Source organism: Shewanella sp. 38A_GOM-205m (assembly GCF_000518445.1).
Taxonomy (GTDB): domain Bacteria; phylum Pseudomonadota; class Gammaproteobacteria; order Enterobacterales; family Shewanellaceae; genus Shewanella; species Shewanella algae.
Genome location: NZ_KI912440.1, coordinates 16,750 through 43,283, shown reverse-complemented (window position 1 = coordinate 43,283; position 26,534 = coordinate 16,750). Strand labels below are relative to the sequence as shown.

Annotated in this window: 23 protein-coding genes and 1 pseudogene; 7 read left to right on the top strand and 17 right to left on the bottom strand. The window is 52.9% G+C overall.

The window, feature by feature from the left end; all coding sequences use genetic code 11:
• Positions 1–20 precede the first annotated feature (20 nt).
• Together N512_RS23585 and N512_RS0121140 are read left to right on the top strand one after the other, a co-directional pair.
• Positions 21–1,853 (top strand): flotillin family protein, encoded by a 1,833-nt coding sequence (locus N512_RS23585; RefSeq protein WP_051472913.1) that lies wholly within the window; start codon positions 21–23, stop codon positions 1,851–1,853.
• A gap of 1,757 nt (positions 1,854–3,610) precedes the next feature.
• Positions 3,611–4,534, top strand: a complete 924-nt coding sequence (locus tag N512_RS0121140; protein WP_028781599.1) for a hypothetical protein — start codon at positions 3,611–3,613, stop codon at positions 4,532–4,534.
• A 312-nt stretch (positions 4,535–4,846) separates the two neighbouring features.
• On the opposite strand, the gene N512_RS0121135 is transcribed toward N512_RS0121140, so the two are convergent.
• Entirely contained in the window at positions 4,847–5,821 is a 975-nt protein-coding gene (locus N512_RS0121135) for a hypothetical protein (RefSeq protein ID WP_028781598.1), read from the bottom strand.
• 666 nt (positions 5,822–6,487) lie between these two features.
• On the opposite strand from N512_RS0121135, the gene N512_RS0121130 reads away from it, so the two are divergent.
• Both N512_RS0121130 and N512_RS0121125 read left to right on the top strand, forming a co-directional pair.
• The gene (locus N512_RS0121130) at positions 6,488–6,781 is read left to right on the top strand and encodes a hypothetical protein (RefSeq protein ID WP_156029299.1); all 294 of its coding nucleotides are present in this window, start codon (positions 6,488–6,490) and stop codon (positions 6,779–6,781) included.
• Positions 6,782–6,898: 117 nt separating this feature from the next.
• Positions 6,899–7,306: a hypothetical protein gene (locus N512_RS0121125; protein WP_028781596.1), complete on the top strand. Its 408-nt coding sequence runs from the start codon at positions 6,899–6,901 to the stop codon at positions 7,304–7,306.
• 151 nt (positions 7,307–7,457) lie between these two features.
• Here N512_RS0121125 and N512_RS0121120 read toward each other — a convergent pair whose 3' ends face one another.
• Complete coding sequence (locus N512_RS0121120) at positions 7,458–8,375, bottom strand: IS5 family transposase (protein ID WP_028781595.1); 918 nt, start codon at positions 8,373–8,375, stop codon at positions 7,458–7,460.
• Between the two features lie 266 nt (positions 8,376–8,641).
• Complete coding sequence (locus tag N512_RS0121110; protein ID WP_028781594.1) at positions 8,642–9,274, bottom strand: DUF2913 family protein; 633 nt, start codon at positions 9,272–9,274, stop codon at positions 8,642–8,644.
• Between the two features lie 287 nt (positions 9,275–9,561).
• Here N512_RS0121110 and N512_RS0121105 point away from each other — a divergent pair, with 287 nt between their 5' ends.
• Positions 9,562–10,119 (top strand): DJ-1/PfpI family protein, encoded by a 558-nt coding sequence (locus tag N512_RS0121105; protein ID WP_028781593.1) that lies wholly within the window; start codon positions 9,562–9,564, stop codon positions 10,117–10,119.
• Between the two features lie 412 nt (positions 10,120–10,531).
• A pseudogene (locus N512_RS23580) lies at positions 10,532–10,780 on the top strand (ribbon-helix-helix domain-containing protein); the annotation flags it as partial.
• Between the two features lie 94 nt (positions 10,781–10,874).
• Here the strand turns inward: N512_RS23580 and N512_RS0121095 are convergent.
• From N512_RS0121095 to leuS, 12 genes are all read right to left on the bottom strand, one after another.
• Complete coding sequence (locus N512_RS0121095) at positions 10,875–12,176, bottom strand: DEAD/DEAH box helicase (protein WP_028781592.1); 1,302 nt, start codon at positions 12,174–12,176, stop codon at positions 10,875–10,877.
• Between the two features lie 272 nt (positions 12,177–12,448).
• Positions 12,449–13,630 (bottom strand): serine hydrolase, encoded by a 1,182-nt coding sequence (locus N512_RS0121090; protein ID WP_025011671.1) that lies wholly within the window; start codon positions 13,628–13,630, stop codon positions 12,449–12,451.
• A gap of 128 nt (positions 13,631–13,758) precedes the next feature.
• Positions 13,759–14,550 carry a septal ring lytic transglycosylase RlpA family protein gene (locus tag N512_RS0121085; protein ID WP_028781591.1) on the bottom strand — a complete coding sequence of 264 codons (792 nt, stop codon included), beginning with the start codon at positions 14,548–14,550 and terminating at the stop codon, positions 13,759–13,761.
• Positions 14,537–15,532: a lytic murein transglycosylase B gene (gene mltB / locus N512_RS0121080; RefSeq protein ID WP_028781590.1), complete on the bottom strand. Its 996-nt coding sequence runs from the start codon at positions 15,530–15,532 to the stop codon at positions 14,537–14,539. The genes N512_RS0121085 and mltB overlap by 14 nt, the downstream gene beginning before the upstream one ends.
• An 11-nt stretch (positions 15,533–15,543) precedes the next feature.
• On the bottom strand, positions 15,544–16,647 hold the full coding sequence (gene rodA, locus N512_RS0121075) for a rod shape-determining protein RodA (RefSeq protein WP_028781589.1): 1,104 nt from the start codon (positions 16,645–16,647) through the stop codon (positions 15,544–15,546).
• Positions 16,631–18,475 carry a penicillin-binding protein 2 gene (gene mrdA, locus N512_RS0121070; protein ID WP_028781588.1) on the bottom strand — a complete coding sequence of 615 codons (1,845 nt, stop codon included), beginning with the start codon at positions 18,473–18,475 and terminating at the stop codon, positions 16,631–16,633. Before mrdA ends, rodA begins: the two co-directional genes overlap by 17 nt.
• A gap of 87 nt (positions 18,476–18,562) precedes the next feature.
• Positions 18,563–19,033, bottom strand: coding sequence for a 23S rRNA (pseudouridine(1915)-N(3))-methyltransferase RlmH (gene rlmH / locus N512_RS0121065; protein WP_028781587.1), 471 nt, complete (start codon positions 19,031–19,033; stop codon positions 18,563–18,565).
• Entirely contained in the window at positions 19,033–19,362 is a 330-nt protein-coding gene (gene rsfS, locus N512_RS0121060) for a ribosome silencing factor (RefSeq protein WP_028781586.1), read from the bottom strand. The genes rlmH and rsfS overlap by 1 nt, the downstream gene beginning before the upstream one ends.
• Before the next feature lie 91 nt (positions 19,363–19,453).
• Positions 19,454–20,110 carry a nicotinate-nucleotide adenylyltransferase gene (gene nadD / locus N512_RS0121055; protein WP_028781585.1) on the bottom strand — a complete coding sequence of 219 codons (657 nt, stop codon included), beginning with the start codon at positions 20,108–20,110 and terminating at the stop codon, positions 19,454–19,456.
• A gap of 9 nt (positions 20,111–20,119) precedes the next feature.
• On the bottom strand, positions 20,120–21,151 hold the full coding sequence (gene holA / locus N512_RS0121050; protein WP_028781584.1) for a DNA polymerase III subunit delta: 1,032 nt from the start codon (positions 21,149–21,151) through the stop codon (positions 20,120–20,122).
• Complete coding sequence (locus tag N512_RS0121045; protein ID WP_025011678.1) at positions 21,151–21,660, bottom strand: LPS-assembly lipoprotein LptE; 510 nt, start codon at positions 21,658–21,660, stop codon at positions 21,151–21,153. Before N512_RS0121045 ends, holA begins: the two co-directional genes overlap by 1 nt.
• Positions 21,661–21,677: 17 nt before the next feature.
• Positions 21,678–24,257: a leucine--tRNA ligase gene (leuS, locus tag N512_RS0121040; protein WP_028781582.1), complete on the bottom strand. Its 2,580-nt coding sequence runs from the start codon at positions 24,255–24,257 to the stop codon at positions 21,678–21,680.
• A gap of 122 nt (positions 24,258–24,379) precedes the next feature.
• On the opposite strand from leuS, the gene N512_RS0121035 reads away from it, so the two are divergent.
• The gene (locus N512_RS0121035; RefSeq protein ID WP_025011679.1) at positions 24,380–24,880 is read left to right on the top strand and encodes a zinc ribbon-containing protein; all 501 of its coding nucleotides are present in this window, start codon (positions 24,380–24,382) and stop codon (positions 24,878–24,880) included.
• 163 nt (positions 24,881–25,043) lie between these two features.
• Here N512_RS0121035 and N512_RS0121030 read toward each other — a convergent pair whose 3' ends face one another.
• The gene (locus N512_RS0121030) at positions 25,044–25,697 is read right to left on the bottom strand and encodes a tetratricopeptide repeat protein (RefSeq protein WP_025011680.1); all 654 of its coding nucleotides are present in this window, start codon (positions 25,695–25,697) and stop codon (positions 25,044–25,046) included.
• Complete coding sequence (locus N512_RS23575; RefSeq protein ID WP_081737231.1) at positions 25,684–26,529, bottom strand: SDR family oxidoreductase; 846 nt, start codon at positions 26,527–26,529, stop codon at positions 25,684–25,686. Before N512_RS23575 ends, N512_RS0121030 begins: the two co-directional genes overlap by 14 nt.
• Positions 26,530–26,534 lie beyond the last annotated feature (5 nt).

Below are 26,534 nucleotides of genomic sequence, written 5' to 3'. Positions count from 1 at the left end.
CAAAGAAGGAAACAACAGGAATGGAAACCATCCCGGGTTTAAATACCAGCGGCACCAGTATGTTGCTGTTTACCGCAGGCGCAGTAGTGCTCTGCCTGTTGGTGATAGGGTTTATTTTTGCCAAGCTCTATTGCCGCGCCACCAAAGAGATGGCCTTTGTGCGCACGGGTTTCGGTGGTGAAAAGGTAGTCAAAGATGGCGGCGCCATTGTCCTGCCGGTACTGCATGAAATTATTCACGTCAATATGAACACCCTGCGCATCGAAGTGGGCAAGACCCAAAAAGATGCCCTGATCACCAAAGACAGAATGCGGGTGGACGTCAAGGCCGACTTTTACTTGAGGGTGGCTCCCAATGCCGAAGGTATCTCCATGGCGGCCCAGACATTGGGCGGTCGCACCAATAGGGTGGAAGAGCTCAAGAAGCTGATGGAGTCCAAGTTTGTTGACGTGCTGCGCGCAGTGGCTGCCGAAATGAACATGACAGAGATGCACGAACAGCGGGCCGACTTTGTACAGCGGGTGCAGAACAACGTTGCCAACGATCTCGAGAAAAACGGTCTGGAACTGGAGTCGGTTTCTCTGACAGGTTTTGACCAGACAGAGCTGGAGTTCTTCAATGAGAACAACGCCTTTGACGCCGAAGGTCGTGCCAGACTCGCCAAGATCATCGAAGAAAAACGTAAAGAAACCAACGATATTCAGCAGGACAACCGGATCCAGATTGAGCTGCGTAACCTGGAAGCCGAAAAAGAGTCGCTGAATATTGAAAAGGCTGAAGAGGAAGCACGTCTAATCCAGCAGCAGGCGCTGGAGTTCAAGCGCGCCGAGCAAAAGGCCGAGATCATCAAGCAGAAAGAGCAAAAGCAGCGTGAGGAGCGGGAGGCGGAAATCGCCAAGGAACGCGCCATCGAGTCGGCGGAAATTGAAAAGACCAAAGACATAGAAACCCGCGAGATTGAAAAGCGTAAGCAAATTGAGCAGGCCAGAATTCAACAGCTGCGAGATATCGAAGTCTCCGAACAGGAGAAACAGATTGCGGTTGCCGCCAAGTCGGAAGAAGAATCTGCCGCCAGGGCCCGCGCCGCCGAGGCCGAAAAGCTCAAGGTTGAAAAAGAGGAAGCGGTAATCACAGTGCGTCAGGTGGCTGAGGCTAATCGTCGCAAAGAGATTGAAGTTATTGACGCCCGTAAAGAGGCAGAGCGGGAAGCCGTTGGGGTTACAGTTCAGGCTGAAGCCGAGAAACGCGCCGCCGAAGACAGATCCATAGCGATACTGACCGAAGCCCGCGCCAGTGCCGATGCCAAGATGCTCAAGGCCGAGGCCGATGAGAAGGTGTATGCGGTGGAAGCGGCCGGTAAACAGGCACTGCACGAAGCCGAGAACGTGTTGCGTGACGAGCAAGTTGCCCTGCAGCGCTCACTGGCTATCCTCAAAGTTCTGCCGGAAATCGTCGCCAATGCGGTTAAACCGCTGGAAAACATCGAAGGCATCAAGATCCTTCAAGGCTATGGCAGCGGTGTAACCGGTCAATTTGGGGCAGCTTCCGATGGCGCCGGTGTCAAGGGCGGCATTGCCGAGCAAGTGACCAGTGCAGCGCTCAACTACCGCGCCAACGCACCTGTGGTCGATGCCATGCTCAGAGAGTTGGGGCTGGTAGATGCCGAAAAGGGCGGGCTGAATGATCTGCTGAGCGGCAACAATATGCTCACCCATGAAGCGCTGCAAATCGCCCGGGATACCAAGGCCAGTGTCGAGCCCAAAGTGGAGACGGTAAAGCCTGTCAGCCAAAACAATGTGGCCTATGAAGTGACTTTGGATATAGACAAACCTGAGCAACCGAGAAACGCTTAAGCCAGGTTGTACTCATCAATGAATGCCCTCCATCGGAGGGCATTTTCTTATCAGGCATAGCTTGTTCTTATCAGGTATAGCCTCGGAAAATTCGTTTTCAATTCGCCAAACTAGTTTCGGCTACGCCAATATGCAAATAACGCCTAATGGCGGCTTTGAAGGGGAATCGGTGTAATTCTGTGGGAATGGGGTAGCTTGAAATTGCTTATATACCCACAGACATCCCCCTCATTTCCAGGCACAGGCGGAACTGTGACCGTCGAAAACAGGGCCGAATTTTGTTCCCGACAAATTCGGCATTTCCTACGTCCTTGTAGGTCAGACGTTTTCGTCGAGGCTACATGGACGTATTCACAACAACGTCCCTGTTTAACGGCCAGCTCACCATCCCTGGTTCGCGCTCGAAAGCATGTTGCTGTGCAACTCTCGCCGAGTCACAGGATTGCCTGTGCGAAAGGACCGCTCTCGGACGTCCTGTCCTTCACGGCATTCGGGCTTCCTGCCCATCCGCACCGCAGGTGATGGGTTACAACTTAGCTAGCCGCTAGGATCAAGTTCATTAGTGAGTTTTGGCTTAAAGCCATGATAGCCGCTGTGCCAGCGGCCTGAGGTCGTGGAGCTTCGCCCCACACCCGACCAAGAAGGGATCAACAGCAATCCCCTCTTGGATCTCCCTTGCCGCCCCCACACGGTGTCGAAAGCCCCTCGGCCTAATGGCGCAAATAACTATCGCTTCAGACGCTCATCCCTGATTCGACTGTCGCTGCTTCGGCATCCATGCCTCAGCCACGTTATTTGCGCCAACGGCTTTCGGCGACACCGAGAGGGAATTGGTACAATTCTATTAGCACTGAGTAGTTGGAAGCATTTCAGAGTTCTGCAGACATACACCTATTTTCCAGGCATAGGCGGAACTGTGACCTTCCGAGCCAGGGAAGTACTCGTAGCGAGTCACAGGATCGCCTGTGCGAAAGGACCGTTCTCGGACGTCCTGTCCTTCACTGCATTCGGGCCTCCTGCCCATTCGCACCGCAGGTGATGGGCTACACTGTGGCCGGAAGCTTGGCCAGTACTAACTTAGGAACTTTTAGCTGGAAGCTATGATAGCCGCTGTTCCAGCGGCGTAAAGTTGTGGAGCTTCAGGTTTCAAACCCAGTCAATTCTGCTTCAAAAACAAACCAAATCAGGGTTTTGTTGCCTTTGTCAAAACTTGACCTTTGGCTAATTGTTTTCACATTCAATGCTGGCTATTGTATAACTAATTCAACCGCTTAGTTTTATTACTTCATTAAGCTTAAGGCGAAAGCTGCAACACTTTTCCGATTTTAGCGGAATGCAGGGACGAACAGAGTTTGGACCCGTGCGGTAGCCATGGCTTTACTCAAAGTTTTTTGTAAGGCCTGGGTTTTAGGGCGCTTGGTTTTAAGGCCCTTAGTTGCAGGGCTTGAAGCGCTCATGACAAGCACCTCAGAACTGATTTTTTATACAGTATTATTGACCTTCTCGACAAAATGCCGGGAATTTGCAGCTAAGCTTGCGCGTTATTTCTGTAACATTTTAGAAAATAACATTAATAAAAAATACAGCTGGTAGATAATAGGTTTGGAAACCGCGCATGCGCGTTTAGCTGCAAGGGATATTAGGACTAAATGGTATTATATCTAGCGAATACAAACAGATAGCGATGCGCGTTTACACTCCTCCGAGGACTAAAACGTGCATGCGCACTATACAGCTGTTAGGCAATAGAGGTTAAAATGAGTATTGGCGACGTAAAAGACTTGTTTCAGATGTTTGGAGTTTTTGGTATCGGAGCAATCATAGGCGCTGGTTTTCTCTTTTTTATATTGAAGTCATACTTGCCTTCCTATTTTTCAGAAAAAGCAAAAAATCTAGCGACCAAAGAAGATATTGGTGAAATTACTAGCGAGGTTGAACAAGTAAAATCTGGTTATGCAGAGATGCTTGAAGAAGTTAGAAGTAATCACCAACTGAGGTTAGCTTCAATTGAGAGAGAAAAGCTTCTTAAGAAAGAAGTATACCTCAACAGCGTAGAGGCTTTGACTAAATATCAGGGATCTTTGGCTGTTATGGCTAACCTGGATATACCAAATCAAATAATAGCGGATTCCTTTTCTGAGAATGCTGCTCAGATTACCAAGATCACTTTGGTTGGCACGGAGGAAACGGTAAAGAACTTAACTAACTTTACTGGAGAAGTCGGGGCTGCATTTATGAGTCTTTTTCTTGAGCGAGGTGTGTTAATGAACCGAAAGGTTCACATAGAGTTCTTAGAAACTTGCAGGAAAAAACACAACGATGAAATCGAACGCTGTCTAACGATTATGAAAAACATGAATCTAGATGGCATTGTAGAAGAAGGTGCATGGGAACGCATAAATCGAGCTTTCGAGAATGAAAGTAAGTATCGAGATCAAGTCACATCCGAAATTGACGCCAACTGGGCTGTCCAAAATGAAGAGCATTTTAAGTTTACTAAGCGTTGTATGTCAGAGTTCTTTCGGGTTAATGATTTAACTCCACATATACTGCTTTCTGTGCGCAAAGAACTCGACCTTGAGTTAGACGAAAGTGAGTATCTTAAAATCCATGCAGATAGTTTAGAAAAAGGTCGTATAGTTTTTGAAACGTTTATGAGTAATTTGCAATCTATTGCCTAACAAACGAGTATGGCGTCAATAGTTAATTTTTCCCCATATTCGCATCCCACATAGTGCCATCTCTTAGCATCGAATTCAGGATCACGACCATCTTTCTAACACGACCGAATACCAAAGACACCCATTATTAGCTGAGTGAAGACTCTAGTTGCCTGGATCACAGAAACACTGATGTTTTCACTGGGAGAAAATCATCTTTCAAGCCTTTTGAGGGCCATTCAGTTATTGAAATGAGCGCAAAAGTCGAATTTCAGACACGATGGAGGTCGAATAAAGTTCGATTGGAGAGAAATATCTTGGAGCCTCGGGGATTCAGCTAAACAACTTCTGACAATTAGCGGCCCCTTGCCTTCGTCGTCGTTGTAGGTGAGTACAGTAGTCGGTAAGTGACTCCAGTGTACCAACCGGCCCTTTGAATAGACGGCTAAAATCAGTCGTCAACTTGAGCCAGTTGTCGATGGGGATGTTTAAACGATTCAAAATGGTTGTTGTGGCGGCAGTGATGTGGCCGCGCTTGTTGTGGCGGATAATACGTCCGGTATCATCGACCAGTTGCAGATAATCCTTGGCATCAAAGTGCAGTCCTTGTGGCATGTTCAGCCGTTCATTGCCGACAAAGGGCAACAGTTCTGGTGTGTTTTCACCCTGCATCGCAGCCTGTATCCGCCGTTGAATACTGGTATAGTCTGAGTCTTCCGGGGTTTTGGCTATTCCCGCGCGGATAGGGTTCAAGTCAACATAAGCCATGCAGGCCAATACGGCTGCATCATCCAATAGTGCCTGGGATTTGAAGCGGCCTTCCCAGAAGCGACCGCTGCATCCGTCTTCCCAATTGGCTTGTCTGGCAATAGGTTCATTGAGCGCGCGCATAAACCAACTGATATCCATCAAACGTTGGCGATAGACTTCAGCGGTTTGTTGCAGGGTGAGATATTCAATATCAGAAAGTGTTTCACCGCGCAGAAAACGCTGGGATAACAGGGTTCCACTGTAAAGCAGGTGCCAACGCTGTAAAACCTGCTCCAATGTCCATTCTGTGGCGGTTTTCAAGTCAACTCTGAGCACCAAATGCAGATGATTGGACATGACTGCATAAGCACACAAGTCAATGGAAAAGACGGCCACCAGTTCCAATAGACGGGATTCAACCCAATCACGACGATGTTCATAACTCTTGCCGGAATAATCATCAACGCCACATAGAAAGGCGCGGCGTACACAGCGGGAGATGCAGTGATAGAAGGGGGTGTCCTCAAGACTGACTTGAGCATATCTTGGCCTCGGCATGGCATCCTTTCCTTTTCAAAGGCTCCATTCAAGCCTAGACAAGGTGAGAGAAACCTGCCAAGAATTATGGGTGTCCTTATTTCCAGAATTATGGGTGTCCTTATTTCCCTGTCCTTATTTCCCTGAGGCCATGCACAATCGCCCCTTCGGGACTGGACCTCCGCACTGCGTGCTCCGGCCTGTGCTGGCGGCGTTATAACTTATTGGGTTTGGCGTGAAGTATCTATTAATTACGATAGCATTGGTGGCTCCTTGGGTTGGATTCTATTTAGGTGAGAATGTGTATGCTTCTACGTATATGTGGTCGCATCACCCATGTGAATCTACACTGTACGGGTGCTTGAAAATTGATTTAGCCAGTTTTTTTGTCAAAGGGGTGTTTGCTGGTTTGTTGGCAGGGTGGATTCCTATTAGGAAGTATATTGTCGCCGCATTTATCGCCTCAGTATCTATTCTTGTGGTGTGCTTGCATTGGAGGCTGGGTTCACTTCAAGACTGGCAAATTCTTGGCTACTTGAGCTATCACATGGGGACTACAATTCCCTTATTGTTAGGTTGCTTTCTAGCCTCCTGCAGTATGGCAGCGATAAAAGCAAAAGTTATAACAAGAGCCTGCAAGCCGACCTTCGGCGACTGAGGCGGGCGTTGATGCGAAATAGGACAATTATGCACTTTAGCGAAGAGGCATTAATCAAGTGTGGCGTTGAAATGGCAGATATCTTGCAGCTTCCACCTCCATCTGATGAGTTGTTTCAAATAAAAATACAAGAAATACTCGTAGATCGAGAGAATTACAAAGGAGTGTTGACTGGGATCATTACTAAAGAGGAAGCCGCGTCGTTGATTTTACAGCACTTCCAAACACTAATTTGTCATAGTGCAGGAAGAGATGAAGCCTCTTTAACCACCGATTGGAGTAGCCTTCTCCAAAAAACTACACTGGCACTTTTCATAAAATGAGGCCACACAAAACAAGGCAATGCAGATGACCTTCGGCACTTGTCTCGCGCTTGTATTCGCAATCCGCGCGCCAATTACCTCGGCCCGTGATGGCTGCTTTATAATTCAGGCGGTAGAATGGAAAATTTCCCGATAGAAAAACTTAAATATACAAGTGCAACGATTTCTGGTATCGATGGAGATGTTTCACTTGAGATAGGAATAGAACCGTTTGAGCTAAGTCTAGATGGCTATTCTGAGAAAATAGAAACTGTAATTAGTATTGACGGTGTTAATCTGCCTGCCAAGCTTAGTGAACTTGCTGGTAGAACATTTACTTTCCCTGTAAACCCAGAAGACGGATATATTGATGGGTCAGTTTATTTCTTTGCTGCTCATAGTCCTGTTGATATAACGGAAATCAAATTTGGTGAATCGAAAAATGGAAAGTTACCTATGACACTTGAGTCATCTTGGGTACTGGAGTTTGAAATCACAGGGTTTAAAAACTTCAATACAACAATTAAAACGTATCTGAAGTTATAACGAGAAACACAAGACAGCCACATATTTTTGATGTTTCGCACAGCTTTGACTAAAAACAACAAAAAAACAACAAAGACCCCCATTATTAGCTGTGGGCGTTGTTGATCAAATCATTAGCTGAAATGCAACGGCCCCAAGGCTTTCCGCTGTTTTATGAGATTGTCTGGCGAACAGGCATCCCAAGTCTTATGACTTTGTTTAATGCCTTAACCCCAGCCAATGCTTCACCCACCTGTCCGTTATAATCACGCAGGCTTAATTTGGCACTGATAAGTTGTTTGTAGCGATACATGGCGGTCTCGGACAAGGAACGCTGATGGTAGTTATTCATCAACTTCCATCGCTTCAATTCTCCTACCTTGAGTGCATCCACAGCTTCATTTCGAGGATGCCCTGGTTCCCAGTATCCGGCATTTGAGCGAGGTGGAATCGTCGGCTTCGCGTGCTTCTGTTGCAATAGTTTGTGACAAGCTTTGGTATCATAAGCGCCATCAGCGGAGACTTGTCTAAACTTGCGTCTGAGAGGATTCAGCAACGCTGGCAGTACCTCATTATCTGCCACAGTTTCGAGGCTTACTTGAGCACCTATGATTTCGTGTGTAGCGGCATCGATTGCCAAATGAAGCTTGCGCCAAATCCGACGTTTTTCTTTGCCGTGTTTACGCATTTTCCATTCACCTTCGCCATATACTTTGAGGCCTGTGGCATCGACGACAACATGCGCCACAGTACCTCTAGAGGGATTGCGGTACTTGACGTTCACCGTCTTGGCGCGTTTACTGATACAGCTGTAGTCTGGGGCAATTAGCGGTATTTTCATCAGCTGAAACAGGGAGTTGATGAACCCTTCGGTCGCACGCAATGACAGCTTAAAAATCCCTTTGAGCATCAAGGCGGTTTCGATGGCGGTGTCGCTGAATTGAAAACCACGGCCACGACCGCCATGATGCTGCGTGCAATGCCAAGCATTAATCGCCGCCTCGTCTAACCAGAAGGTGACGGAGCCACGGTTGACTAATGCCTGATTATATTGCTTCCAATTGGTGATATTGCGCTTTGACTTACCCATAAAATTGACCGACAACTTACTATGCAAGCTCAGATCAAGGAGAGTCAAAAAGGTTCCTCTGATTTGGGCAACAACGCCTTAGCTGTGTGATAGCCGCTGTTGCCGCGGCCGAAAGCCGCAACCCTCATTCTGTTGGCTAACAACTCCATGATTGAACACAAGGTGGATTCAGTGAACTTGGGCAAGGTTCTGATAAACCGGGAAATGGCTCAGGCGGTGATAGTGTTCGCCAGTGCCATTTCCAAGGTCATTTCCGATGCGGAAAGTTAAGCCTTGAGCAATGCCAATGCGGGCTGTTGGTTATCAGGATAGAGTCGATAAGCCTTATGGTGCTTGATGCAACTGGCTTTCTTATCCCCCTGGCTGAATAGAAGCGCATGTTTGACAGCAAACTGGGCAATCAACTGCTCGTCGGCGCGGATGTAAAGGGTGATGGGTTTGATCAATTTGCCATCGAGCAGATGCTGCTGATACTGCTCGGCGGAGATCACCAAGCTGTTTTGCCCCTGGCTGTCTAATTTGAGTTTACCGCTCACTTCACAGTCGAGGATGACGAGCCAGCCTTCGGCCTGGAGCTCGGCAATCAGGTTCTGGAGCGATTGCCCCACTGCGGCATTATTAATGGCAGGCAGATACTGCGCCTGGATACGTTGAAGCACCTCGGGTAACTTGGCACCGGCCCCCAGGCTTCGACCCTCTCTTATCCAGCGAGTGAGATCTTCTGCCAGCAACTTTGAGAAACGTTTCTCTTTTAGTGATTGCACCATCCAGTTGCAGAGGAAATGACTTTCCGCTGCCGGGGTTTTGATGCTGCCGGCGGCATGGTTACGTTCCGCCAAAGCAACGAGGCCGGCCTGGGTTAATGCCAGCAAGGCCTTATTGTAGCTTTGTTCTGTCATTGTTTTTCCGCGTATAAGAGATATGGATGGGGCGCTGAGTATACCCTAAGCTGCAGTTTTCTATATCAGGCAGACAAAGAAAACCCTAAAACTCATTATTTGTAAGGCGTAAGTCACTTAACAGCGATTTTACCGTAATGCTTTTAATCTCAAGGATATCTCTTGTCTGCCGGGCAACCGGGTTGTTTAATGAACAGAGTGAGGTAGTAGCCGGTTGTTACCTCTGCCTCTATGGGCTTGGTTAAGATGAGTCTGATGGTGAGTCGATGGAATAACAGGAGAAGACAATGGCTAACGTATTGATCCTTGCCGGTGATTATGTGGAAGACTATGAAATCATGGTGCCGTTTCAGGCGCTGCAGATGGTGGGCCACAAGGTTACTGCTGTGTGCCCTGAAAAAGAGGCCGGTGATACTGTCAGGACGGCTATTCATGATTTTGAAGGCGATCAAACCTACAGTGAAAAACCTGGGCACAACTTCGTCCTCAACGGTGACTTTGAACAGATAAGTGCCGATGATTTTGATGCGCTGTTGATCCCCGGCGGCCGAGCACCCGAGTATCTGCGTCTCTATGATGAAGTGCTTGAGCTGGTTCGAGCCTTTGCCAAGGCGGATAAGCCGATTGCCGCAGTCTGTCATGGGGCGCAACTGCTGACCGCCGCCGGAGTGGTGCAGGGCAAGAAGGTGTCGGCTTATCCTGCCTGTGCCCCCGAAGTGCGCCAAGCCGGTGGTGAATATGCCGATATCGAGGTGACAGAAGCGATTACTGACGGCAAGTTGGTTACAGCGCCGGCTTGGCCTGCCCATCCTCAGTGGTTGGCGCAGTTCCATGCCTTGCTCTGAATTCCACTGCCCAGGGCCTTGTCCGCTCTGACGGAAAAGGTCATCTAAACGGGTCTTTCACTTGGCCGGAGATGCTATGTGTGAAATCTATTCCGGGGCGGCTCCCGCCTTGTTTGAGTTGAAAACCCGCTCGGTGCGTATATACCGTTCCTTATAGGCATTTAATCTGCTCAGAGCTGTGTCAGCCAACTGAGTACAAGTCGGATTGTCGATGGCATAGTGGTGCTATGGCGAGACAAGTTGGCGCAGTAATCGGGTGGCTGACAAGCTCCCAAAGGGGCGAGTTGAAAAGGTACGTATACATCGCAGAACAAAGTCGACTTATCCCGATAAATCTTCCATTGTCCCGCTTGTCTCCGCACCTTTTCATTCTCGCTGAGCGAGCCAACGCCTATGTGGAACGGTATTAGGCGTCGTCACCAGTATTCGCCTGGAAGCGATTTTTTGGCAGTTGCTGGAGGATATCGCTGCCGAGGCGGGGTTGAGTCTCGGTGAGTGCCTCAGCCGTATCTATCAAGAGGCCTGCTGCAAGGAAGGGCGAGTCAGCAATTTTGCATCCTTGCTGCGGGTGGCTTGCACCACCTATCTCAATCGCGGTGAGCGCTTGTCCCTTAGGGGAGCAAGCTTTGCCGCCGAGAATGCAAGTGTTTCCAGCCGGTAGAAAAACCAGCTAAAACCCAACTAGCCAAAAGCCGCGCAGTGCGCGGCTTTTTAATGATTCAACATCGAAGCTAAAGCCCGTCATGCGGGGCGGCTCACTTGAGCTTCTTGGGCTTGATGCCACCGGAGCCGACTTTAACCTTAACTCTGCGGCCGGACATGCTCTTTTCCGCTGCGACCTGCTCCGATGCGCTGCTGGCGCCCGGCTTTTTCTTGGCGAAGCTGCGGCGCTTTTGCAGTTGCTTGAGCAGGAGATCGCGATTACTCACTTCATAGCCTGGCATCATGATGCGCTTGAGTTTTTGGCCGATCAGTTTTTCGATGTCGGCCAGAGTGCGCTCTTCTTCGCGGCTGACAAAAGAGATGGCGACCCCCGTCTTGCCGGCGCGGCCGGTGCGACCAATACGGTGCACATAGTCCTCAGCCAGGAAGGGCAGATCGTAATTGACCACATACTCGAGATCCGGAATATCCAGGCCGCGGGCGGCCACTTCGGTGGATACCAACACTCGTACCTTGCCTTCCTTGAATTCTCTGAGCGCCCGGCGACGGCTGCCCTGGGCTTTTTCACTGTGCACCACGGCACTGGCGATACCGTCGAGATTCAGTTCCTTGACCAGATGATCCGCATCTTCACGGGTGGCGGTAAACACCAGCACCTGCTGCCAGTTCTTGCGCCCGATAAGCTCAGACAGGAGTTCACGCTTGCGGCGCTGCTCTACCGGGTAGACCACCTGGCTGACGGTCACCGCTGTGGTGTTTTGGCGGTCGGCCGTGATGACCTTGGGCTTGTTCATTATCTCATCGGCCAGGCGCCTTACCGCGCCAGAGAAGGTGGCCGAGAACATCAGATTTTGCCGTTGCTTGGCGGCGCTCTGAAGTATTTTGTTGATATCGTTGATAAAGCCCATATCCAGCATACGGTCGGCTTCATCCAGCACCAGCACTTCCAGCGAGCCCAGACTCAGGTTACCGGCCAGCAGTTGTTCCAGTAAACGCCCCGGAGTGGCCACCACTATGTCGGCGCCTTGCTTGAGCTTGTTGACCTGAGATGCCGACTTGACGCCGCCAAACAGAGTGGCCACCGACAGTTGCAGGTATTTGCCGTATTGGCGGGCATTGTCGGCAACCTGGGACACCAACTCACGGGTCGGTGCCAGGATCAGGGCCCGGATATTGCCGGGTTTGAGTTCGAGCGGGTTATCCTGCAGGCGCTGCAAAATAGGCAGCACAAAGGCGGCTGTCTTGCCTGTGCCCGTCTGGGCGCTGGCCAGCACGTCCTGACCGCGGCGAACCGCAGGGATGGCCTGTCTCTGAATCGGTGTCATGCTCTCATAACCGCACTCTTTGAGCGCGCGGAGTATTTCGGGGGCAAAACTGTAAGATTCAAACTTCATCTCGATATTCCTGTATTCAACCGCTTGGCGTGTGTCTTAGCTGTTTCGGGTGTCGGCGGCCCAAATGCCGGAAGCTCAGGCCTGAGTAAACGCCAAGTGCCGGGATAACCCGGGCGGGCGCGGAGTATAGCAAAAAAATCCATCAAGGCCTGCTCATTTCTGCTTTATTCTTGCGCTGCAAGGATAAATGCCCTGAGGCGCTGCGGATATCACTGTCTCTTGCAGATACAAGAATGCCGCCCGCAGGCGGCATTCTCTCACGATTTATTGGCTTAGCTGAACCAGCCGGCAAACATCTGCTTGAAGTAGTCCATCAGCTTACTGAACCAGCTGCCTTCGTTGACTTCTTCCAATGTCACCAGTGGGAACTGGGCAATGTCTTTACCATCAAGCTGGAAGTATACCCGGCCGACGACTTCACCCTTGGCCAGCGGTGCGGTCAGCTCTTTGGTCAGTTCGAAGTTGGCCTGCAGGTTTTTAGCCTGACCCCGGTTAATGGTGACAGGAGTGTCAGTGGTTACACCCAAGTCCACTGTGTCACGGTCGCCGTACCAGATCTTCTGGGTGACAAAGCTGTCACCGGCCTTGTAAGGGGTGATGGTTTCAAAGAAACGGAAGCCATAGTTGAGCAGTTTCTTGCTCTCGGCCTTACGGGCGGCTTCACTCTTGGTGCCCATGACCACGGCAATCAGGCGCATGCCGTCTTTGGTGGCTGAGGATACCAGGTTATAGCCGGCACCCGAGGTGTGGCCTGTCTTGATGCCGTCGACATTGAGACTGTTATCCCACAAGAGGCCGTTACGGTTGTACTGCTTGATACCGTTGTAGGTAAAAGATTTTTCCTTGTAGATATCGTACTCGTTGGGCACATCACGGATGAGGGCCGCGCCCAGCAGTGCCATATCATAGGCGGTGGATTTGTGGTTGTCCGAATCCAGGCCGTGGGAGTTTTCAAAGTAGCTGTCACGCATGCCCAGCTGTTTGGCCCAGGAGTTCATCAGATCGACGAAGGCGCCTTCGGTTCCGGCAATGTGCTCGGCCATGGCAACACAGGCATCGTTACCGGATTGGATAATGATACCCCGGTTCAGATCCGAGACTTTAACCGTCTTGCCGACTTCGATAAACATCTTGGATGAGTCGGGGAAGTTCTTCGACCAAGCGTTCTTGCTGATGGTCACATCGTCATCGGGAGAGACATTACCCGCCTTGATCTCCTGACCTATGACATAGCTGGTCATCATTTTGGTCAGGCTGGCAGGGTTGAGGCTTTCGTAGGCGTTATTTTCCGCCAGTAAGCGCCCTGAGTTGTAATCCATCAAGACATAGGCCTTGGCGGCAACATCCGGTGCATCTGGGACGACTATCGGGGCATTGTTGGCCTGTGCGGCGGAAACTGAGGCACAGGCGAACAACAGAAAGGCTTTCGCGGGACTTTTTACAAAATTCATCATTACCTGAATACGTCTTCTGGTTGGAGTCGGAAAATATGCTGAAATTCGCAGCGAGTATAACATTAGTCGACCGGAGATTTCAGTTAAGGTTCCTTAATTAGTTAAAAATATGGTGGAATTTTGAACGCTTATGATTTTGGTTCAGTCACCATATAGCTGCTCGGGAAGCCTTCCTGCTTCAGCTTTTCCAGCAATTTGGCGGCAATACCTTCATGGCTGACCGGGCCGAGTTGCAGCCTGTATACCGGCTTGGCATCGGTAATCCGGCTCTTGACCTGGTACTTGCTTTCAAGCTCTGAAGCCAACTCAAGCAGACGCTCGCGCGAGCCGGATGCCATCACCTGCACATAGTGCAAATTGTCGCTGCGAAGCTCGGCCATGGTCTGGCTCTCTTCGCTGTCCTCAAACAGGACTTCCAGCCTCACCCTGGCGGTGCCTGTCTTCAGCATGTCCAGCCGGTAAGCCGCGGCGTAGGACAGATCTATCACCCTGTCGGGGTGAAAGGGGCCACGGTCATTGACCCTGACCACCACGCTCTTGTTGTTGGCCAGGTTGGTGACCCTGACATAACTGGGCAGTGGCAATGTCTTGTGCGCCGCCGACATGGAGTACATGTCATAGGTTTCACCGTTGGAGGTCAGATGGCCGTGAAACTTGGCGCCATACCAGGATGCCAGCCCCTCAACCTTGTACCCCTTGCCGGACGGCATCACCTGATAGGATTTGCCTCTGACCTGGTAATCCTTATTGCCCTGTTTGCTGTAGGGTTCGAACCTGGGATGGGCATCTTCCACCTTGGAGACATCCGGGGCATCGGCCGGAGGCCTATCATCTTTCATGGCGTAACGGCCCGAGTTGCCGGCACAGGCGGCCAGCAGAATCGAGGCGGTCAGTGGCAGCAATAGTTTAAGTCTTGTCATGGTGGGCTTTGAGTTGTTCACTGAATTGATAAACCGCCATGGCATACAGCGGGCTGCGATTGTAACGGGTGATCACATAGAAGTTGTTCAGCCCCAGCCAATAGTCTTTGGCATCGGCTTGTTCCAGCTCGATAAGCAGCGCTTTTTGGCTGGCATCCAGATCCCGGTTTTCCTTCAGTGCCACCTCGGGAGAGAGGATATCGGCCACTTGGTAATTGAGCTTTTCTCCCTTCCAGACCTTGGCCTTGGGTGTGGCCGTGGTGCTCAGTTCCAGTGCCACCGGCTCACCGGCTTTCCAGCCGTGACGGTGAAAATAGTTGGCTACTGAGCCTATGGCATCGTCGACACTGCCCAGCAGATCCCGCTTGCCGTCACCGTCAAAGTCGACGGCGTAGGCCAGATAGCTTGAAGGAATAAACTGGCCATAGCCCATGGCGCCGGCGTAGGAGCCCAGGAGGGTTTCCTTATTGAGTTGCTCCTCTTTAAGCAGCGTCATCAGCTTGGCAAATTCGCCGCGAAAGAAAGTCGCCCGTGGCGGGTAGTAGAACCCCAGGGTATAGAGGGCATCGATCACCGGGTACTTGCCCATGTAACCGCCGTAGAAGGTTTCAATACCGATAATGGCCACTATGATTTGCGGATCCACGCCATAGGTCTTGGCAGCGCGCGCTATGGTCTGTTCGTGCTGCTGCCAGAAACTCAGCCCGGCTTCGAGGCGCTTCTCGGTCAGAAAAATGGGGTAGTACTGATGCCAGGGTTTGGCCTCCCAAGGGCTGGAGATGGCATCCAATACCGCCTGGTTTTTCTGGGCCGAGGCGAGGAAGCTTTCGACTTCTTGCTGGCTAAAGCCCTGGCTCTGTTGCTGTTTGATAAAATCCTGCTTGAGCTGCTCGGGAGAGGGCACCTCGGCGGTGGCGCAGGCGCTGAGGTTGAGACTCAACAGCAGGCCCAGAGGTGCGAGCAGCTTTTTGAATGTCGGCATGTAAGGCGTTCCTATCTGTCGATGAAGCGTCTATGGGTGTGAATACTCATTAGAATGCCAAAACCGGCCATCAATGTCAGCATAGAGGTGCCGCCATAACTTATCAGCGGCAGTGGGACTCCCACTACGGGCAAAATACCGGACACCATGCCGATATTCACAAACACATAAACGAAGAAGGTGAGGGTCAGCGAGCCGGCCAGCAAGCGGGCAAAGCTGGTTTGAGCCCTGGAGGCGATCACCAGGCCGCGGCCGATTACGTAGAGATAGAGTGCCAGCAGCAGCAGGCTGCCTATGAGGCCAAACTCCTCGCCGATCACGGCGAAGATAAAGTCGGTGTGGCGCTCCGGCAAAAACTCCAGCTGCGACTGAGTACCATCGAGCCAGCCCTTGCCCCAGAGTCCGCCTGAACCTATGGCAATCTTGGACTGAATGATGTGGTAGCCGGTACCGAGCGGATCGGCCTCGGGATCCAGCAAGGTCATCACCCGATTGCGCTGGTAGTCGTGCATCAAAAAGAACCACAGAATCGGCAGCAGCGCCAGCACGGCGGCGATAAAACCGCCGACAATGGCCCAGCTCATGCCGGAGAGAAATAGTACAAAAATCCCCGAGGCAGCCACCAGAATTGAGGTGCCGAGATCCGGCTGTTTGGCGATAAGCAGAGTGGGGATCAGCAAAATCACCCCGGCACCGGCCAGATAACGCTTCTTCGGCGGCAAAGGAAACTTGGAGATAAACCAGGCCATGGTGATAGGGAAGGCCAGTTTCATCAGCTCAGACGGCTGAAACTCCATAAAGCCCAGGTTGAGCCAGCGTTGGGCGCCCTTGTTGATCTCACCGAAGAAATGCACCCCCAGCAGCAGGGCGACCCCGGCAATATAAATGGGCAGAGCCCAACGGCGAAACACTTCGGGGTTAATCTGGGCGATAAACAGCATCAGCCCAAGAGATAGCCCCATACGGAATAGCTGCCGCTCCATCATGGCCAGGTCTTCACCGCTGGCAGAATAGATGACGAACAGGCCAAAGCCCATCAGGCCCAGGATGCCGAGCAGCAGCGGCAGATCGATATGCATCTTCTGCCAGATATTGGGTTTACGGCTGTGGCTCATGTTTCAACTCCCAGGTATCCCGTAGCAGATATTCATCCAGCATGGCCCGGGCAACCGGCCCGGCGTTGGCGCCGCCCCAACCGGCGTTTTCCAGTACCACCGCCAGCACTATTTTCGGATTTTCGTAGGGGGCATAGGCGATGATCAGCGCGTTGTCGCGCAGATGCTCGTCAATGGTGTCCGCATCATACTTCTCATCTTCGGCAACGCTGAAGACCTGGGCGGTACCTGTCTTCATCGCTGCAGTATAACTGGCATCAGTGAAGCGACTCTTCTGCGCGGTGCGGCGCATGGCCTCGTTGATAATCTCCCAGTTGTTTTTGTTTTTCAGCACTATAGGCGGCCTTTCATCCACTGGCGTCTCGATGCGGGCTGTGTTGTCCTTGATGGCCTTGAGTAGGTGCGGAGTAAAGCGTTTACCGCGGTTGGCCAAAATGGCAGTGGCATTGGCCAGCTGCAACGGCGTGGTGGTCCAGTAACCCTGGCCAATCCCGACTGAGATGGTGTCGCCTATGTACCAGGGTTGGTTGTACTTGAGGCGTTTCCAGTCCCTCGATGGCATTACCCCGGCAGACTCTTCGAAGATATCCACCCCGGTATTCTGACCGAAGCCGAACTGATCCATAAAGCCGGAAATCTTGTCGATGCCCACCTTGTAGGCCATGTCGTAGTAGAAGGTATCGCAGGAGTGGACTATAGAGTCATAGACATCCACCCAGCCGTGGCCCCAGCGTTTCCAGTCGCGATATTTACGGTCGACCCCAGGGATCTGCCAAAAGCCCGGATCCCAGATGCGGGTCTTCTCGCTAATGGTTTGATCTTCCAGTCCCAAGAGCGCCAGATGCGGCTTGACCGTGGAGGCCGGGGCATATTGCCCTTGGGTTGCGCGGTTAATCAGGGGACGCGAGCGGCTGTTGAGCAGCTCGCTGTAGGCCTTGGAACTGATCCCGTGCACAAACTGGTTCGGGTCATAGCTGGGGCTGGAGACCATGGCCAGAATACCGCCGTCTCTTGGGTCTATCGCCACAATTGAGCCGCGGCGGCCATCCAGCAGCTCGGTGGCCTTTTGCTGCAGCTGCAGATCCAGTGTCAGGTAGATATCCTGTCCAGGCTCGGGCTGGGTCACCTTGAGGGTGCGAACACTGCGTCCCAGATTGTTGACCTCTTCCTCCAGATGCCCGGGCAGGCCGTGGAGCAGGCTCTCATAGAACTTTTCTATCCCCTGTTTGCCAATGTCTTTGGTGGCGGCATAGTTTTTCCAACTGCCGGAGCGTTCCAGCGCGTCTCTGTCCCTGGAGTTGATTTTGCCGACATAGCCCAGCACATGGGTCAGCAGGCTGCTGTAGGGATAGTGGCGTTTAAGACCGGCATCGACATAGAAACCATCGAACCTGTGTTGGTTAACACTGAACAGGGCCACCTCGTCTTCCGTCAGCCGGGTCTTGAGCGGCAACGGCTTGAAGCGGCGGTGATATTTCAGTGACTCGGTGAAGCTGTCGCGCTCATCCTGACTGAGGTCGATAACGGTCGAAAGCTCATCCAGCGTCTGCTGCATGTTCTTCACCTTCTCAGGGATCACCTCCAGGGTGTAGAAGGGCAGGTTCTCTGCCAGCAGCTTGCCGTTGCGGTCATAGATCAGGCCGCGGCTGGGCGCCAGCGGTACCACTCGGATACGGTTATCATTGGAGCGGGTTTCGTAGTCTTTGAAAGACACCACCTGCAGATAGTAGAGGTTGCCGAGCAACAGGCTGAGCAAAGCGACCACGCAGACAAAGGTAAACAGCGCCCGGCGTTTGAACAGTGCCGCCTCGGCGGCGTGATCATGCATGGTTATTCGCTTTCTACGCGGCAATGGATTCTCTCCGGCTCAAACAGTTAATGCAAAGTCAGCTAATGCAAGTGGCTCTTGGGCGCCTTATTCCCTGTGGTAGGGATGGTTATTGTTGATGCTCCAGGCCCGGTAAAGACTCTCGGCCACCACGACTCTCACCAAAGGGTGGGGCAGGGTGAGGGCCGACAGACACCAGCTTTGGCTGGCGGCTTGTTTACAGGCGGGAGCCAAGCCTTCCGGGCCGCCTATCAGCAGGCTGACATCCCGGCCATCGAGCTGCCATTTTTCCATGGCAGAGGCGAGTTCCGGAGTAGTCCAGTTCCTGCCCGGCAGATCCAGAGTGACGATATGGTTGCCCTTGGGAATCGCGGCCAACATGGCTTCACCCTCTTTTTGCAGAATACGGGCGATATCGGCATTCTTGCCCCGCTTGCCGGCAGGAATTTCAACCAGCTCCAGCGCCATGTCCCTGGGGAAGCGGCGCTGGTACTCGGCGAAGCCCTTGCAGACCCAGTCCGGCATTTTGGTGCCTACGGCAACGAGTTGCAGTTTCATCAGGCGTTGGCGTCAGACCAGAGTTTTTCCAACTGGTAATGTTCGCGGGTTTGCTCCTGCATCACATGCAGAATCACATCACCCAGATCCACCAGAACCCAGTCGCTGCTGTCGCGGCCTTCTACGCCCTGAGGTTGCATGCCGGCTTGCTTGGCTTCGGCAACCACATTTTCAGCAATGGCGCGAACATGGGTCTTGGATGTGCCTGAGCAGATAACCATAAAGTCGGTCACGTTGGACTTTTTGCTGACATCCAGCACGACCATGTCCCGAGCCTTGAGATCATCGACCTTGTCGACAACAAATTGTTTCAGTTCTGTGCCTTGCACGCTGAAGATCCTCTCATGTTTTTGATCAAGCGCAGTAGTATATCAGCGCTGGCGGGCAAGTCCCATAGCATTTATCGCCCATCCACCGCAGTTAACCGCCAAGATAGAGGCGGTTTGCAACTATATACTCGAGCACGGCTTTGGGCATGGCGGCGCGGCAGGCATTAATGTCACCGGCGGCGATGGCGCGGCGAATAACCGTGGAGGAGAAGGGCTGCGGCTCGACCGAAAGGCTGATGATTTTGCCGCTTTGATGTTGGCCCTTGTCCCTCGCTGCCAAGGCCTGGGTGACCGAGCAGCCTCTTTGGGCCAGTTCGGTTTGGATTTCGGCGTCCTTTGGCAGGTGCCAGTCCGGGCGCTGGCAAACCACCAGGTTACACAGGGAAAACAGCCGCTGCCATTGATGCCAGCTCGGCAGCGACAGCAAGGAATCTGTACCCATGATGAATTGAAATTCGGCGCTTGGGAAAGCTTGCTGCAGCGCTTCCAGCGTCGCGACGCTATAGGAGGGGGCATTGCGCTTGAGTTCGATATCGCAAATGTCCATATCGGGGAACTCGCCGCAGGCCAGTTTAAGCATGGCCAGGCGCTGCTTGCTGCTGGCGGTGGCCTTGGCCTTGTGCGGCGGAATATGGTTCGGCAGCAACCAGAGCTTATCCAGCTCTAGCCGGGCTTTGACTTCGGCTGCGGGTTTGAGGTGACCATAGTGAACTGGGTCGAAAGTACCGCCCATCAGCCCGATACGCATCCTGTCTCCTCAGTCGAACTCAATATGGCCAAGGTGGCGTGCCGCCTTGGGATCGAACAGCAAACACAGATGGGAAAGGCCGGTCCAGTTTTCCTGGCCTTGCTGTTTCAGTGCCAGCTCCAGCTTGGAGGCGATAGCCAGCATGGACTCTATGGCTTCCAGGCTCAGCCGGGTGAGGGCGCCCTGATAGAGCGGCTTGCGCTTGTCCCAAATTCTATGCTTGCCGAACAGGCCATTGAGGCTCTCGCCCTGACTGCGGGCCGATTGCAGCGTCAACAGCAAGGTCAGCTCCTTTTGCAGCGCCCAATGGATAATGGGCATGGCGGTTTCTTCGGCCTTGAGCTGGGCGAGGATATGTTGAGCCTTATCCTGTTGGTTGGCCAGCAGGGCATCGGTCAATTGGAACACGCTGAAGCGGGATTGATCTTCGAAGTAGCGGCTCAGCTCTTCGCTGCCCACAGGACGGGCACCGGCCAGCAGTTGCAGCAGTTGCATCGCCTGATCGGCCGCCAGCAGATTGCCTTCGTAGAGGGCATACAGCATGGCTCTGGCATCGTTTTTGAGATTGAGCCGATAGTATTGAATACGGCCGTCGAGCCAGCGCTGGAACTGGGCCCCTTCGGGTGTGGCGCAAGGAACATAAAGACCTTGACTGTCCAGGGCTTTGAACCACTTGCTGTTTTGCTGATCGCGGCCAAGCTTGGGGCCGTCGATGATCAACACTATATCCGGGTTTTGTTCAGCAATAAGGCTTTGCAGCATGGCTCCGCCATCTGCACCCGGCTTGGCCTGGGGCAGGTTGAGCTCTATGATTCTGCGACTGGCGAACAGGCTCATGGCGTGCCATTCGTTGGCGAGATCCTGCCAGTTGAAGTTGGCTTCCTGAGTCAGTTGCAACCTTTCTTCAAAGCCTTGGCTGCGGGCGGCAGCCAGGATTTGCCGCTTGCTGCTGTCCAGCAGATAGGGATCGTCGCCCAGCAGCAGATAGCAGGATTTCAGCGGCGACAACTGCCGGTGTAACTGATCCGGATAGACCCGCATCAGTTCACCTCGATGGCGGCCAGAGTCTGGATTATGTTATCGGCGGCCTGAATGCGCATCTCTTTGACCAGCAACTCCATCTCCCGGCTCTTGGCCAAGGCGGTGCGGGGGTCGTCGAGATAATCGCGGCGGATTTCCACATCGAAAGGCTGTGCTTCCTTACCCGGCAGAGACACGGCAAAACGCACATGGTAGATGAGTTCATATTCGGCGACGTTGCCTGTGGGGTAGAGCGACAAGGTTGAGCGCTCCAGAGTGTCGCTCAGCAGCACCAGCCGGGGAATACCCTTGGCGGGTTCCTCTATACCGACATTGTTGAGACGCAGGCGTTCACGCACCAGGCGGCTCAGCTCACTGTATTTGTCGCTGCTCTCCAGGCTCAGCTTGCTGAGCTCGGGCGGAATGGAATAACTTCCCTGAAGTTGAAAGCCGCAACCGGCACTGGTCATAACGACCAGTGCCAGCAGGGCGAACATCAACTGCTTCACGCTTAAAGATAGTTTCAGCATGGATGTCCTGTTTTTTCTCAGTTGGCGACTATGTTCAGCAGTTTACCGGGAACATAGATCACCTTGCGGATGGTCTTGCCTTCGGTGTGCTTGATCACCTGTTCATCGGCCAGACCCAGGGCTTCGACCTCTTCCTTGGCGGCATCGGCCGCCACAGTGATCTTGGCTCTGAGCTTACCGTTGACCTGCACCACGATAAGCTTGCTGTCTTCGACCAGTGCAGATTCGTCGGTTTCGGGCCAGCTGGCTGACTCGATATCGCCTTCCATGCCCAGCTCCTGCCACAGGTTGAAGCTCAGGTGTGGGGTGATGGGGTACAAGAGACGCACCACGGCAGACAGGGCTTCGGCCATCAGGGCTCTGTCCTGCTCGGTTTCCTGCGGAGCCTTCTGCAGCGCGTTCATCAGCTCCATAACGGCGGCAATGGCGGTGTTGAACATCTGGCGGCGGCCGATATCGTCAGTCACCTTGGCGATGGTCTTGTGCAGCTCGCGGCGCAGTGCTTTCTGCTCGCCTGTCAGTGCCGCGATATCCAGCGCTGGAGCCGCGCCTTTGGCGATATGGTCATGGGCCAGTTTCCACAGACGCTTGATAAAGCGGTGGGCGCCTTCTACGCCTGATTCCTGCCATTCCAGTGTCAGCTCCGGTGGTGAGGCAAACATCATGAACAGTCGCACAGTATCGGCGCCGTACTTCTCCACCATCACTTGCGGATCGATGCCGTTGTTCTTCGACTTGGACATCTTGCTCATGCCGGTGTAAGTCAGCTCATGGCCTTCATTGTCCACGGCCTTGAGGATCCGACCCTTGTCGTCTTTCTCAACCACGGTCACTTCCAATGGCGATACCCAAACGCGGGCACCTTTCTCGTTGCTGTAGTAGAAGGCATCGGCCAGTACCATGCCTTGAGTCAACAGACGCTTGGCAGGTTCATTGGAGTTAACCAAACCGGCATCACGCAACAGTTTGTGGAAGAAACGGAAGTACAACAGGTGCATACAGGCGTGTTCGATACCGCCTATGTATTGATCTACCGGCAGCCAGTAGTCGGCCTTGGCTGGATCCAGCATCTGATCTGCCTTGGGCGAGCAGTAGCGGGCATAGTACCAGCTGGACTCCATAAAGGTGTCGAAGGTGTCGGTTTCGCGCAGGGCATTTTGGCCGTTGACTGTGGTTTTGGCCCACTCTTTGTCGGCCTTGATTGGGCTTTGGACCCCATCCATGACCACGTCTTCCGGCAGAATGACCGGCAGTTGTTCTTCAGGCGTAGGCATCACAGTGCCGTCTTCCAGAGTCACCATAGGGATAGGTGCGCCCCAGTAGCGCTGGCGGCTGACGCCCCAGTCGCGCAGACGGAAATTAACCTGGCGCTTGCCTTTGCCTTCGGCACTCAGCTTGTCGGCGATGGCGTTGAAGGCGGCTTCAAAGTCCAGACCATCGAACTCGGCTGAGTTGAACAGTATGCCTTTTTCAGTGTAAGCGGATTCAGAGATATCCAGCTCGCCGTCGGCAGGCTTAATCACGCCCTTGATGGCAAGGCCATACTTGGTGGCAAACTCATAGTCACGCTGGTCGTGGCCGGGAACCGACATCACGGCGCCGGTACCATAGTTCATCAGGACAAAGTTGGCGGCCCAAACCGGGACTTCTTCGCCTGTCAGCGGGTGGATTGCCTTGAGGCCGGTATCGACACCTTTTTTCTCCATGGTGGCCAACTCGGCCTCGGAGGCGGTGCTCTGTTTGCACTCTTCAACAAAGGCTGCCAGCGCCGGGTTGTTGGCGGCGGCTTTCTCGGCCAGCGGGTGAGCGGCGGCAATGGCCACATAGGTCACGCCCATCACTGTATCCGGACGTGTGGTGTAGATGTCGAAGCTATCGTCGGAACCGGCCACCTTGAAGGTCATCTCGACCCCTTCGGAGCGACCAATCCAGTTACGCTGCATGGTCTTGACCTGCTCAGGCCAACCTTCGAGGGTATCGATATCGTTCAGCAGCTCTTCGGCGTACTGAGTGATCTTGATAAACCACTGAGGGATCTCTTTTTGCTCAACCACAGTGTCGCAGCGCCAGCAGCAACCATCGATAACTTGCTCGTTGGCCAGTACAGTTTGGTCATTGGGGCACCAGTTGACCGAAGCTGTTTTCTTGTACACCAAGCCTTTTTCATACAGTTTGGTGAAGAACCACTGTTCCCAGCGATAGTATTCCGGGGTACAGGTGGCAATCTCACGGCTCCAGTCGTAGCCGAAACCCAGCATTTTCAGCTGGTTCTTCATGTAATCTATGTTTTCATAGGTCCAAGGCGCCGGCGCAGTGGCGTTCTTGATCGCGGCATTTTCAGCCGGCAGACCGAAGGCATCCCAGCCGATGGGCTGAAGCACATTTTTACCCTGCAGACGCTGGAAACGGGAAACTACGTCACCTATGGTGTAGTTACGCACGTGTCCCATATGCAGCCGACCTGAAGGATAGGGGAACATAGAGAGGCAGTAGAACTTCTCTTTACTCGGATCTTCGGTGACTTCAAAAGTTTTCTTTTCTGCCCAGTGCGTTTGCACTTTGGCTTCGATTTCTGAGGGATTATATTGCTCTTGCATCAGGTTTTTCGGCAATGCCGCCCATTATTTTGACATGCGCGCTATACTGCGCCGTTTAGATCTGCATAGAATAAACCAGAAGTGAGTCATTAAGAAAGGTTCGTCTTAAAGGAGTATTGGCCATGAGTGAGAGAAGTACGGAGTTACTGGCGCTGTATCAGGCCTTGATTGACAGAGTCAAACAACAGTATAACCAAGATAACTCATTGACAGTTAAGAGCTTATTTAACTCTATCAAGGAAGGGAAAGAGTATTTGGCCATCAAGCAGCAGGCCGGTGAGGCCGAGCTGTCTCTGGTCGAGGAGTTCCTCAAGCGGGATATCGCCAGTTATATCCAGAGCCAAACGGAAGATGACATCAGTTACAGCCCCACTATGCTGACACTGGAAAATACCCTCTGGCATTGGCTGGGCGAAATCAGTGACCGTAGCCAGGTGGAGTGGCACGAACTGGCCCATGAGTTTAAACACCATGGTTATTATCAGAGCGGCGATATCGTCAGTCAGGGCAAAATGGTCTGCAGTAACTGCGGTCATGAGATGGACTTCGAGTTCCCAGGCATCATTCCCGATTGCCCCGAGTGTGACCACTCGGAATTTACCCGTGAAGCGCTGGCGCCCTGAATCATAGATATTCAGGCTTTCAATGGCTTGGAGCTCAAGGGAAAACCCTCAAACCCACAGACATAAAAACGCAGGCTCCGGCCTGCGTTTTCTATGCTGTTTATACCGTTTGAGACTGGCAGGCTTTGGCTGCAGATGTGCCGCTTCTCAACACAGGTTGTGATCAACTGTTATCGCGATAGGCGGCGATTTTGGCAAGTGCTGCCTTGATTTCCTGCTTGCGACCCGCATCTGCCAGCTCGCGCCCTGGCCTTGGGGCGGCTTCGAGCGCCTTTTGCAGGAAAGGCAGGGCTTCGTCATACCTGTCCTCTTCCAGCAGGAAGTCGCCGTAGAAGTAGTTGCTGTCTATGCCATCGGGGTTGAGTTCCAACGCCTGCTTCAACAACTCCTCGGCCTTGTCATCGTCCCCAAAGCCCAGCGGCCAGCCGGGCACCTTGTAGTAAAGCACCCCGAGACTGGTATAGGCCGAGCCCTTGAGTGCGGTGGGATCTTGCTTAAGCGCCTGCTCAAAGTCACTGCGAGCCCGCTTGGCATATTTGAGGGCACCGAGGCCGCCGCTGACCCCGGCATAGGTAGAGTTGATAATCCCGTGCCAGATGCGCACGCCCGTACTTTGAGGGTGGGACTGCACCGACTCATCCGCCAGCTTCAGCAGTTTGACAAAGGCTTTTTCCTGCTCGTCGCCGCTGAGTTGATAGTTGTTGATGGCCCAGTCGTGTTGCAACTGTTTAACGGCCAGATCGCTGGCATCATCGGCCCAGAGCGAAGGACTCACCAGCAGCGCTGCGCTCAGGCACAAGAGTTTAAATGGCTTCATGTTTCTCTCCTTCGGTGATGGGGTTGGCCGTGTCTTGTATTGGCATGGCCCTTTGGCAAAACTGGCGGATAAGTGGCAGTTTCTTGCGGGTATCATTGTTAACCAGGCCGGGCAGCAGGGCGTTTATCCGCACAAACAGCTTTTCCGGCCAACCGATAAAACGGCGGCCCCGGCGATTATCGGCCAGATCCCGGCAGAGGATGTCGGCCACCCATTCAGGGCTGTCCTGACGGTTGCCGAGCGCCGAATTGAGCCGGCGCATCGATTCTGTGTTGAGTTCGGTATCCGTGGCTCTGGGGGCGAAATAGAGCACCTTAATCTTGCTGTCGGCCAACTCCCGCTCCAGTGCTTCGGTAAAGCCTCTGAGGCCAAACTTGCTGGCGCAGTAAAGACTGGAACCCGGGTAGCCTATGCTGCCGAGAATGGAGCCAACATTGATGATGGCGGCCTCGGACTGGCGTTTGAGCAAGGGCAGCAGGGTGCGGCAACAGTTGATGGGCGCCTCCAGGTTCACCGCCATCATGGCGCGGGTATCACAGGTGTCGCTGGCTTCCAACATGCTGAGTTGATTGACCCCGAGGCAGTTGATTAACACCTTGGGGCTGAACACTCCGGCGGCTTGGCGCAGCTGACACTGACCGCCACTGCTGGTCAGATCGGCACTTAAGGTGTGATGCTCCCCGGCAAGGCTCTGTTTCAGGGCATCGAGCTTGGCTTGATCCCGGCCGCAGAGCAGCAGTCTGGCGCCTTTGGCGGCCAGCGCCCTGGCGATGGCGCTGCCGATGCCGCCACTGGCGCCTGTGATGATGACATTCAGATGTTTGAGTTCCATATTGG

Excerpts from the sequence above, each read along its gene's own strand:
- mrdA (WP_028781588.1), bottom strand. The coding sequence starts at position 18,475 with ATGCATGATCACGCCGCCGAGGCGGCACTGTTCAAACGCCGGGCGCTG.
- N512_RS23585 (WP_051472913.1), top strand. The coding sequence starts at position 21 with ATGGAAACCATCCCGGGTTTAAATACCAGCGGCACCAGTATGTTGCTG.
- N512_RS0121045 (WP_025011678.1), bottom strand. The coding sequence starts at position 21,660 with ATGCTGAAACTATCTTTAAGCGTGAAGCAGTTGATGTTCGCCCTGCTG.
- N512_RS0121085 (WP_028781591.1), bottom strand. The coding sequence starts at position 14,550 with ATGACAAGACTTAAACTATTGCTGCCACTGACCGCCTCGATTCTGCTG.
- N512_RS0121110 (WP_028781594.1), bottom strand. The coding sequence starts at position 9,274 with ATGACAGAACAAAGCTACAATAAGGCCTTGCTGGCATTAACCCAGGCC.
- N512_RS0121130 (WP_156029299.1), top strand. The coding sequence starts at position 6,488 with ATGCACTTTAGCGAAGAGGCATTAATCAAGTGTGGCGTTGAAATGGCA.
- N512_RS0121135 (WP_028781598.1), bottom strand. The coding sequence starts at position 5,821 with ATGCCGAGGCCAAGATATGCTCAAGTCAGTCTTGAGGACACCCCCTTC.
- rodA (WP_028781589.1), bottom strand. The coding sequence starts at position 16,647 with ATGAGCCACAGCCGTAAACCCAATATCTGGCAGAAGATGCATATCGAT.
- N512_RS0121090 (WP_025011671.1), bottom strand. The coding sequence starts at position 13,630 with ATGATGAATTTTGTAAAAAGTCCCGCGAAAGCCTTTCTGTTGTTCGCC.
- N512_RS0121105 (WP_028781593.1), top strand. The coding sequence starts at position 9,562 with ATGGCTAACGTATTGATCCTTGCCGGTGATTATGTGGAAGACTATGAA.
- nadD (WP_028781585.1), bottom strand. The coding sequence starts at position 20,110 with ATGCGTATCGGGCTGATGGGCGGTACTTTCGACCCAGTTCACTATGGT.
- N512_RS0121035 (WP_025011679.1), top strand. The coding sequence starts at position 24,380 with ATGAGTGAGAGAAGTACGGAGTTACTGGCGCTGTATCAGGCCTTGATT.
- N512_RS0121030 (WP_025011680.1), bottom strand. The coding sequence starts at position 25,697 with ATGAAGCCATTTAAACTCTTGTGCCTGAGCGCAGCGCTGCTGGTGAGT.
- rlmH (WP_028781587.1), bottom strand. The coding sequence starts at position 19,033 with ATGAAACTGCAACTCGTTGCCGTAGGCACCAAAATGCCGGACTGGGTC.
- N512_RS0121140 (WP_028781599.1), top strand. The coding sequence starts at position 3,611 with ATGAGTATTGGCGACGTAAAAGACTTGTTTCAGATGTTTGGAGTTTTT.
- N512_RS0121125 (WP_028781596.1), top strand. The coding sequence starts at position 6,899 with ATGGAAAATTTCCCGATAGAAAAACTTAAATATACAAGTGCAACGATT.
- N512_RS23575 (WP_081737231.1), bottom strand. The coding sequence starts at position 26,529 with ATGGAACTCAAACATCTGAATGTCATCATCACAGGCGCCAGTGGCGGC.
- holA (WP_028781584.1), bottom strand. The coding sequence starts at position 21,151 with ATGCGGGTCTATCCGGATCAGTTACACCGGCAGTTGTCGCCGCTGAAA.
- mltB (WP_028781590.1), bottom strand. The coding sequence starts at position 15,532 with ATGCCGACATTCAAAAAGCTGCTCGCACCTCTGGGCCTGCTGTTGAGT.
- N512_RS0121095 (WP_028781592.1), bottom strand. The coding sequence starts at position 12,176 with ATGAAGTTTGAATCTTACAGTTTTGCCCCCGAAATACTCCGCGCGCTC.
- leuS (WP_028781582.1), bottom strand. The coding sequence starts at position 24,257 with ATGCAAGAGCAATATAATCCCTCAGAAATCGAAGCCAAAGTGCAAACG.
- N512_RS0121120 (WP_028781595.1), bottom strand. The coding sequence starts at position 8,375 with ATGGGTAAGTCAAAGCGCAATATCACCAATTGGAAGCAATATAATCAG.